Origin of the sequence: Janthinobacterium sp. BJB401, from assembly GCF_013372745.1 — a bacterium.
Classification (GTDB): Bacteria; Pseudomonadota; Gammaproteobacteria; order Burkholderiales; family Burkholderiaceae_D; genus Janthinobacterium; species Janthinobacterium rivuli.
On sequence record NZ_JABXFH010000030.1, the window covers coordinates 66,736 to 75,838 of the forward strand.

Below are 9,103 nucleotides of genomic sequence, written 5' to 3' on the forward strand. Positions count from 1 at the left end.
ACCATGAAAATCCTGAAAATCAACGGCAAGAACCTGGCCTCGCTGGCCGGCGAATTTGAAGTCGACTTCCAGCAGGAACCGCTGGCGTCATCCGGCCTGTTCGCCATCAGCGGCCCCACGGGTGCGGGCAAGAGCACCCTGCTCGACGCCCTGTGCCTGGCCCTGTACGACGCCACGCCCCGTTTGCTGAAAGTGCTGGGACGGGGCAGCGCCCTGCCCGACGTGGGCAAGGAAACCGTCAATGCCCAGGATACGCGCACCTTGCTGCGCCGCGGCACGCCGGACGGCTACGCGCAAGTGGACTTCGTCGGCAACGACGGCGCAAGCTACCGCGCGCGCTGGAGCGTGCGCCGCTCGCGCACCAAGGCGGAAGGCGCGCTGCAGGCCACCGCCATGAGCTTGCACCAGCTGCCCGCGCTGCAACCCATCGGCGGCACCAAGACGGAAGTCAAGGAAGAGATCGAAAAGCGCATCGGCCTGTCGTTCGACCAGTTTACGCGCGCCGTGCTGCTGGCGCAAAACGAGTTTTCCACCTTCCTCAAGACGGAAGACAATGAACGGGGCGAGTTGCTGGAAACCCTGACCGGCAGCAGCATCTATACCGACATTTCCATGCGCGCCTTCGAGCGGGCGAAAAAGGAAAAGCAGGTCCTCGAACGCCTGGGCGAAAAGCTGGCCGACCAGCGGCCATTGTCGCCGGAAGAACGGGCCGATACCGAAGCGTCAAGTGGTGCAGCCGAGACCACCCTGCACACCATCGACTTGCGCAAGGCCGTACTGGAACTGCAGCAGCGCTGGCACCAGGAGACGCACAAGCTGCAAAGCCAGATAACAGTGGCGCAGGTAGTGCTCGATGGCGCGGATGCCGAACGAGCCGCCGCCGAAGAGCGCCGCGCGGCGCTGGCGCAGTGGGAATTGCTGCAGCCGGCGCGGCCCCTGATCGACGATGTGGCGCGCCTGGCCGGCGAGATCGCCAGCAGCGGCGCCGCGCTGGAAGCGTCGCGCCTGCAGGCCGCACAAGCCGTGGCCAGCGAGACGCAACTGGCGCAGGCCGTGCAGCTGGCGGCGGCGGACTTGCTGGCCAGGGAAGCGGCGCAGCGCGATGCGGCACCCCTGCTCGACCAGGCCAAGGCGCTCGACGCCGGCATTGCGGCCCACTTGCCCGCGCATCGCCAGGCGCAAGATGGCGCCCTGGCCGCCGACCAGGCCAACGAGGCGGCGCGCGCCACCTTGCACGATCTGCAGCAGCGCCAGCAGGCCATGCAGGCGGAGCAGGAAACGGGCCGCCTGTGGCTGGCGTCGCACCAGCAGTGGCAGGCGCTGGCCACGTCGTGGCAATTGTCGGATCAGCTATTCGCCCAGGCCGGGCAAGCTGCCGCGCAAGCCGATGCGGCCGAGGCCAAAGTGGCCGAAGCGGCGCAGCTGGTGCGCGCGGCAGGCAACGCGGGTCACGAGGCGCAAGCCGCATTGACGGCCGCCGCCGCCACGCTCGCCGCGCACGATGCGCAGCGGCGCGAGGCGCTGGCGGCCATGCAAGCCATCGATGGCCAGGGGCTGCAGGAACAGCGCGGCCAGCTGGAGGCACACGCGCGCATGTTGAGCAGCGCGGAAAAAACCTGGAGCGAACTGGCGCGCCAGCAGCAGGCGTTGGCGCACTGGCAAGCGAAGGCAGCCCAACTGGCGCAGGCCGCGCAAACGGAAAGCACGGCACTGGCGGTGGAAGCGGCGCAAACTGCGCTGCTGGAAGCGCGCCTGGCGCAGGCGGAAAAATCCTTGAAAGGCGCGGAAGCGGCATGCGCGGCCAGCGTCGCGCAGCTGCGCGCCACCTTGCAGGACGAGCAGCCCTGCCCCGTCTGCGGCGCGCTGGAACACCCATATATCCACGCTGGCCACGCCGACGAGGCCTTGCAGGCGATGCTGGCCAGCTTGCAGGATGAGGTGCTGGCTTGCCGCACGCAGGCGCGCGGCAATCTGGAACGGCTGGCCACGCACAAGGCGGCACTGGCCGCCCATCTGCACGAACAGGCGCAGACGGCGGAAGAACTATCTGCACTGCCATCCATCATCGACAGCCTGAATGCACAGTGGCAGCCGCATGCGGACACCCTGCAACTGCCGCCGGCAGAGCAGCGCGCGGACTGGTTCGCGCAGCAACTGGCGGCCAATGCGGCAGGCTTGCAGGCGCTGGCGCAGCAGGAAGCGGCGCTGCGCCAGGCCAGTACACTGCGCGAGCAGGCGCAGGCGGCGCATGAACTGGCGTCCAGCGAGCACGCGCGCTGCACCAGCACCGTCGCCGAGGCGCAAGCGCGGCTGGCCCAGCTACAGGCGCAGCAAGCGGGCAACGCCGACAAGGGCGAGACGGCGCGCGCCGCGCTCGATGCCTTGCTGGCGCAGCTCGATGCCGCGTTTGACGACGTGGAAGGAGCCGAAGGCTGGAAAGACAACTGGCGCGCCGGTCCGGCCGCCTTCCGCGCGGCGCGCGAATCGGAAAGCCGGCAATGGCTGAAACAGCAAACGGACCAGGACCAGCGCGGCCACGCGCTGGCGACCCTGGCCGCGCAACTGGAAGCGGCGCTGCTGGCCGCCGGCAAGGCGCAGCACACGGCGCAGGAAGCCCACGCCGCCTTTGCGGCCGCCGATAAACAGCGCACGGCCCTGCAAACGCGGCGCAGCGCGCTATGGCAGGGCCAGAGCGTGGCCGAGGTCGAGCGCAGCCTGACAGACGCCATCGCGCAGGCCAAAGAACAGCTGGCGCAGCAGCAAACGGCGGCGCAGTCGGCCAGCCAGCAGCGCACGCGCCTCGATGAAGCGTGCGCGCAGATGGCACAGCGCCTGGCCGCCTTGCGTGAACAGGAACACGGCGCCGCCGCCGCGCTGCACGACTGGCTGCAGCAGTTCCAGCAGCGTCACGCCGGCCACGCGCCCGCCACGCTCGACGCGCTGCGCGCGCGCCTGGCCATCGCGCCGGACGCCATGCGCGCCGAACGCGACGCCCTGCAAGTGATCGCCGACCGCCACACGGCGGCCGTTTCCGTGCTGGCCGAACGCCGGCAGCAGCTGGCGATGCACGTGCAACAGCCGCCGGAGGCGCTGGAAATGGACGTGGCCGTGCTGCAGGCCGCGCTCGACGCGCTGCTGCAGGAACGCCAGGCGGCCAACCAGGAAGCGACGCGCTTGCGCCTGGCCATCGCGCAGGACGACGCACGGCGCCACAGCGCGCAAGCGATGCTGGCGCAGATCGAGGCGCAAGCCGTCATCGAGCGGCGCTGGGCCAGCCTGAATGAATTGATCGGCTCGGCCGACGGCAAGAAATTTCGCAACTACGCGCAGCAATTCACCCTGGAAGTGCTGCTCGGCTATGCCAACGCGCACCTGAACCACCTGGCGCGCCGCTATCAGCTGGAACGCATCGACAACCCGAACAATCCGTCGCTGGGCCTGATGGTGCGCGACCAGGACATGGGCGGCGAGCTGCGCTCCGTGCATTCGCTGTCGGGCGGCGAATCGTTCCTCGTTTCGCTGGCCCTGGCGCTGGGCCTGGCCTCGCTGTCCTCGAACCGTGTGCGCGTGGAATCGCTGTTCATCGACGAGGGCTTCGGCAGCCTGGACACGGAAACCCTGCGCGTGGCCATGGATGCGCTCGACGGCCTGCAAGCGATGGGCCGCAAGGTGGGCGTCATCTCGCACGTGCAGGAAATGACGGAGCGCATCGCCACGCGCATCCTCGTGCAGCCTGGGTCTGGCGGTAAGAGCGTGGTGACGGTGCGCTGAGAACACCTGTCAAAACCTACTGCGCGTCGCGGTTCGCGGTTTCCGATGCTCACTGTGCATTCGCACAGTTCCGCGTCTCAACCACAACCCACTTCCGCTCGCTACGGTTTTGTCAGGCGTTGTAAACCACTAACGGCTGGCCGGCTCCCGGCACAGCCTGAGCATATCCCAGCCCAGTTCGCGGCGGATCTGCTCGGGGTCGGGCGGCGGCCGGCGCTGTTCCAGCTCCGCTTTCAGCCACTTCCTGACCAGCTCCTTGGCGGGCTGTGCAGGCTTTTCCTTGTCATGCTTGTCCATGGTGCTACCTCTTCAATGGCGGTCAGACGACCTCCTATATACGCTCAACGTCATGACGCGGATTCAGTTGACGTACGCGTGGCGCAGATGCAACAACGTGTAACGATGACCGGAGTGCGTTAAAATCGCCGCCTTCGCGCAGATGAACTCTACGCCCCGCAACAGTTCAAGGAACCCCATGAAAGCCGCCCGCAGCCTCACCTTCAAGTGCGTAAAATGTCACAAATCCATGCAGGTCTACCTGCAAAAAGTCTCCGCCTGCTCGCATATCCAGCCGTACCAGGGCATTTGCGCATGCGGCGAACTCAAGCGCCACGCCACGGGCCAGGCCGATGCCGTCAAGTCTTACCTGGAGTCGGCGGACGGTAGCTGGTCGCACCACCACTAATGGTTAAAGAATGGGCGTAGAACGCCGTTAATAACGGTACTTCGCTCATTGAGAAACCGCCATGTCCCAGCTTCCCGCCCTTGCCAGCCGTCAACCCGCCTCGAATACGCTGGCTGGCCAGCAGCCGTCCCGCACGGGCAGCGGCGCCACGGGGTTGGCAGGCTCGTCCCTGATGCAGCGCACGGCGCAAGACGTGGTGGCGCTGTCGAAAAATGGCCTGGACCTGTCGGCCAAGGGACTGTCGCAACGCACCGATGCGCTGGGCAACGCCACCGTCGACGTGGCGCAGGATTTTCTGAACAACATGACGCGCCAGCTGTTTGGCGACGGCGCCACTGTCGCCTTCGATTCCGTCGACCTGCAAGCCGGCTCCAGCTTCAGCAGTGGCAGCGCCAGCGTCTCGGGCGCGGGCGGCAGCAGCCGCGCGGCCGCCTTCAGCCTCGATGAAAACGCCCATTTCATCGGCAAGGGCAAGATCACGACGGCCGATGGCCAGACCTTCGACTTCGAAGTGGAAGTGCAATATCAATCGAACATCAGCGCGGGCATGCTTGAGCAAACGCAGAATGCCGCCGAGGAAGCAGGCTCCGCCGATGACACAAACCTGCCCGCGAAAGAGTTGCCGGCCACGCATTTCGCCGGCAATCTGCACGACCTGTTCAAGCTGCTGGGCCAGCAATTGCAAAGCCATCTCTATCAGGGCAGCGCCGATGACGCCAGCGCCAGCGGCAAGGATGGCGACCTGGCGGGCAGCCTGAGCTTGCGTTTGCTCAAGCTGGTGCAGCCGGATACAGCGGTCGACGCCGCCAAGGAAGAGCAGGCGCGCGCCCGTGCGCTGGCACTGGCCTATGGCACGGACACGGCAAACAGCACGGCCAGCAACGTATAATGGAAGACGGCCTGCGCGGCGACCATGCCGCGCGCCCACCTTCTATCGATTGAATCCCATGTCCGACACTTCTTCCCCTACCGTTCATCCGCAGATCCACTGGAGCGAAAACGGCGCCGAGCATTCGGCCCGCTGGCGCTCGGAAAGCGGCATGCCGCCGCCCAAGCGCGTCGTCATCGCCGATGACCGCACGACGGCCGACCAGGCTTACCGCCTGGCCTGCGAAGGCACGGCCATGCTGTGGCGCGGCGACTTCCAGAACGCGCGCCAGCTGCTGCAGGCGCTGGCGCGGCGCGCCGACCACAAGAATGACAAGCCGAGCAAAAAGGCCAAGGCCGCCAAACTGGCCAAGCCGGAACCGTCCGCCACGGAAGCGTTTCACTTGCACCGTCAGGCCCAGTCGCAGCGCGCCCGCACGCTGGCCATGCTGCTGCTGCCCTTCGATGCCGACTACACGATTCCGCTGCGCCGCGCGCCGGACGTGAAACTGGCGTGCAATGAAGCGTATGGCCGCGGCGAAGAAGCGTTCGTCGCCTCGCTGCGCGAACTGCTGGGCCTGATCGGCGCGCACGAATGGCGCCGCACGGGCGTGGAACTGCCGGCCCTGGGCCAGCGCATCCATCCGCATTACGGCGTGTTCGCGCCGATCCGCGGCGAATACGTGGGCCTGGTGATGGAAGCGCCGCTGCCTGCGCGCGCCAAGCTGGCCTTCGACATCGGCACCGGCACGGGCGTGCTGGCCGCCGTGCTGGCGCAGCGCGGCATCCAACGCATCGTCGCCACCGACCAGGACCCGCGCGCCCTGTCCTGCGCACGCGAAAACCTGGCGCGCCTCGATGTGATCGACAAGGTCGACGTGGTGCAGGCCGACCTGTTCCCCGCCGGCCGCGCCCCGCTCGTCGTGTGCAATCCGCCCTGGCTGCCGGCCCGCCCAAGTTCGCCGATCGAATACGCCGTCTACGATCCGGACAGCCGCATGCTGCGCGGTTTCCTCGCCGGCCTGGCCGACCACCTGGAGCCAGGCGGCGAAGGCTGGCTGATTTTGTCGGACCTGGCCGAGCACCTGGGACTGCGCCCGCGCGCACAATTACTGGAATGGATCACGCAAGCGGGCTTGAAAGTCATCGACCGCCTGGACGTGAAACCCACGCACCCGCGCGCGCAGGATGCGACGGACAGCCTGCATGCGGCCCGCTCGCAGGAAATCACCTCGCTGTGGCGCCTGGCGGCGGCGTAATCCAGTCAGCCATTGCGCATTGCAGCAAACCCCGCTATAATTCGCCTGCGGGGTGGAGCAGTCTGGCAGCTCGTCGGGCTCATAACCCGAAGGTCACAGGTTCAAATCCTGTCCCCGCAACCAATCTATGAAAGCCGCTGATTCCTGCAAGGGGATCGGCGGCTTTTTCCATTGCGGCGCAGCATGCCCATGCCCCTCCTGCACACCAAATGCCCCCGCTTGCATTGCGCTCTTTCGCAATGCAACAAACTGGTATATAATTCGCCTGCGGGGTGGAGCAGTCTGGCAGCTCGTCGGGCTCATAACCCGAAGGTCACAGGTTCAAATCCTGTCCCCGCAACCAATACATAAAAACCGCTGACTCCTGCAAGGGATTCAGCGGTTTTTTCATTTCAGGCCGGGCCAGTACTTTTATGCGGCGACGCTGGCCCTGATCTGCCTGGCCGCCGCATGCAGGCTGGCCGCCACCCGTTCCAGCTTGTCGGCGCCCGCCGTTTCGGCCAGCGCGGCAAAGGCGCTGATATGGAACGTGGCCACCATCGCCGGCGACACTTCCAGCTCCAGCGCCGTCTTGCTCAATTCCGTCGACGCTTCAAGATAGGGCTCGCTGCCCGCCTCGAACGCCTGTTTGGTTTCCAGCAACTCCTGGCCGCCTTCGGCCTTGGCAAGGCAAGCGTCGACCTTTTGCTGGAAGGCCGGCAAGGTGTCGCGCACGGGGCCGGGTTCAGGCGCCGCTTCGGGTTCCGCTGGCGCAGGCGCGGCTGCGGCCGGCTTGTCCGCCGCCGGCATGTCGCGCATAGTCAGCCAGCGCTCGACGGCGAGGAAATCGGCAAACGGCTCGGCCACCTTGGGATTCATCAGCCAGACTTCACCCGTGCGCCAGTCGATCCGGGCGCCACGCTCGTTTCGCGCCAACAGGATATCCTTGCCGCCATCGGGATTCGACACCCGGCCGATGTCGAGCCAGTTCATCAGTTCCGCCTGGCGCGACATCGCGTTGACCCGGTGAAAAAAGGCCAACCATAAGAATCTGGCGACCAGGAGAACCAGGGCACCGCCAACCATCCACATCATTTTTCGCTCCGCACCACATCGACAAGCCGCATTTTCTCACATGAAAGCTTGCGCCAAGGAAACTTTTACATCTGCCGTGCGCAGGCGCAAATCCGGCGCCGCACACGAGCCGGGCATGCAGTCGCATTTCAGCAACGCCGCGTTTTCCTGATTGCCTGGCGCGCGCCGCTGCGCTATTATGAGAACAATTCTCATTTAGATTAAGCCGCATTCCACCCGCCATGCTGTCCGCCCCTTCCCCGTCGTCCGATTTCCAGGCCCTGTATGCCGAGCACCATTCCTGGCTGCTGCACTGGCTGAAGCGCCGCCTTCACGATGCGGGGCTGGCCGGCGACCTGGCGCAAGATACCTTCATCAAGATTTTCGTCGCGCGCAGCAGCGCCGGGATCGCGCAGCCGCGCCCCTTCCTGGCCACCATCGCCAAGCGCCTGCTGGCCAACCACTGCCGGCGCGAAGCGCTCGAACGGGCCTACCTCGACGCCCTGCTGCATCAGCCGCAAGCGTGCACGCCGTCGCCGGAAGCGATGTCCCTCCTGCTCGAATCGCTGCAACTGGTCGACCGCGCGCTGGAGCAGTTGTCCGCCAAGGCCAGGGCCGCTTTCCTGCTGGCCCACCTGGACGGCATGACCTACGCCGAGATCGCCGCCGAACTAGGCACCACCACGCATTCCGTCAAAAAATACCTGAGCAAGGCCAACCTGCTGTGCTTTTTTGCCATGCCCGATTTTGCCGCATCCTGACATGCGCGACGCCACCGTCTACGCCCAGGGCCAGCCCATCGACCTGGCCATCGCCATGCAGGCGGCCGAATGGCTGGCCACCCTGATGAGCGGCGCAACGACGCCGGCGGAAAAAGCGGCCTGGCACGAGTGGCGCCAGGCGCACCCCGACCATGAGCGGGCGTGGAAACACATTGAAAGCGCCAGCGGCGGCTTGCGCGAACTCGATGCGCAGGCCAGCCGCAAGGCGTTGACACAGCGCTCCCGTCCTGCCTCGACCATCTCGCGCCGCCGCAGCCTGCAGTTGCTGGCGTGGACAGCCACCATCGGCCTCACGGGCTGGTTCGGCGCGCGTTCGGACTATGCGCCCGTCCTTGCCCGCGCCGCGCTGGCCGACCTGTCCACGGGCGTGGGCGAACGCCGCGAGCTGACCCTGCCCGACGGCAGCCGTCTGCACCTGAACAGCGGCAGCGCCGTCAACATCCGCTACACGGGCACGCAGCGCCTGCTGCAACTGGTGCAGGGAGAAGTCTTCATCGCCACCGCCCGCGAAACGGGCCACCCTTACCGCCCCTTCCTCGTCGAAACGGCGCAAGGCCAGGTGCAGGCGCTGGGCACGCGCTACTCGGTGCGCCAGACCGAAGGCAGCACGCTGGTCGCCGTCGAGGAAGGCGCCGTCCGGCTGATGCCGCGCCATGGCGCCGCCAGTCCGGTGATCCGCGCGGGCC

The 9,103-nt window shown here is 66.6% G+C and carries 8 protein-coding genes and 2 tRNA genes; 8 read left to right on the top strand and 2 right to left on the bottom strand.

From position 1 onward, the window contains the following. Positions 1-3: 3 nt before the first annotated feature. Positions 4-3,771, top strand: coding sequence for an AAA family ATPase (locus HWE17_RS18775; RefSeq protein ID WP_176389773.1), 3,768 nt, complete (start codon positions 4-6; stop codon positions 3,769-3,771). Between the two features lie 129 nt (positions 3,772-3,900). Here the strand turns inward: HWE17_RS18775 and HWE17_RS18780 are convergent, their stop codons facing one another. Beyond that, entirely contained in the window at positions 3,901-4,068 is a 168-nt protein-coding gene (locus tag HWE17_RS18780) for a hypothetical protein (protein WP_166449232.1), read from the bottom strand. Positions 4,069-4,246: 178 nt separating this feature from the next. Between HWE17_RS18780 and HWE17_RS18785 the strand changes: the two genes are divergently transcribed. The 5 genes from HWE17_RS18785 (at position 4,247) to HWE17_RS18805 (ending at position 6,925) form a co-directional block, all read left to right on the top strand. Then, complete coding sequence (locus HWE17_RS18785) at positions 4,247-4,456, top strand: hypothetical protein (RefSeq protein ID WP_034755039.1); 210 nt, start codon at positions 4,247-4,249, stop codon at positions 4,454-4,456. Positions 4,457-4,517: 61 nt separating this feature from the next. Further along, a complete protein-coding gene (locus HWE17_RS18790; RefSeq protein ID WP_176389774.1) occupies positions 4,518-5,345 on the top strand; it encodes a hypothetical protein in 828 nt (275 codons plus the stop codon). A gap of 58 nt (positions 5,346-5,403) precedes the next feature. Then, positions 5,404-6,582, top strand: coding sequence for a class I SAM-dependent methyltransferase (locus HWE17_RS18795; protein WP_176389775.1), 1,179 nt, complete (start codon positions 5,404-5,406; stop codon positions 6,580-6,582). 46 nt (positions 6,583-6,628) lie between these two features. Then, a tRNA-Met gene (locus tag HWE17_RS18800) sits at positions 6,629-6,705 on the top strand. A 143-nt stretch (positions 6,706-6,848) separates the two neighbouring features. Continuing rightward, positions 6,849-6,925 (top strand) — tRNA-Met (locus tag HWE17_RS18805). Positions 6,926-6,993: 68 nt separating this feature from the next. Here the strand turns inward: HWE17_RS18805 and HWE17_RS18810 are convergent. After that, positions 6,994-7,602 carry a hypothetical protein gene (locus HWE17_RS18810; protein WP_176389776.1) on the bottom strand — a complete coding sequence of 203 codons (609 nt, stop codon included), beginning with the start codon at positions 7,600-7,602 and terminating at the stop codon, positions 6,994-6,996. Between the two features lie 275 nt (positions 7,603-7,877). Between HWE17_RS18810 and HWE17_RS18815 the strand changes: the two genes are divergently transcribed. Further along, a complete protein-coding gene (locus HWE17_RS18815) occupies positions 7,878-8,396 on the top strand; it encodes a sigma-70 family RNA polymerase sigma factor (protein ID WP_176389777.1) in 519 nt (172 codons plus the stop codon). A 1-nt stretch (position 8,397) separates the two neighbouring features. After that, on the top strand, positions 8,398-9,103 hold a 706-nt coding region (locus HWE17_RS18820; RefSeq protein WP_176389778.1), incomplete at its 3' end, for a FecR domain-containing protein.

Coding starts and splice junctions, on each gene's coding strand:
- HWE17_RS18775 (WP_176389773.1), top strand. CDS start 4: ATGAAAATCCTGAAAATCAACGGCAAGAACCTGGCCTCGCTGGCCGGC.
- HWE17_RS18780 (WP_166449232.1), bottom strand. CDS start 4,068: ATGGACAAGCATGACAAGGAAAAGCCTGCACAGCCCGCCAAGGAGCTG.
- HWE17_RS18785 (WP_034755039.1), top strand. CDS start 4,247: ATGAAAGCCGCCCGCAGCCTCACCTTCAAGTGCGTAAAATGTCACAAA.
- HWE17_RS18790 (WP_176389774.1), top strand. CDS start 4,518: ATGTCCCAGCTTCCCGCCCTTGCCAGCCGTCAACCCGCCTCGAATACG.
- HWE17_RS18795 (WP_176389775.1), top strand. CDS start 5,404: ATGTCCGACACTTCTTCCCCTACCGTTCATCCGCAGATCCACTGGAGC.
- HWE17_RS18815 (WP_176389777.1), top strand. CDS start 7,878: ATGCTGTCCGCCCCTTCCCCGTCGTCCGATTTCCAGGCCCTGTATGCC.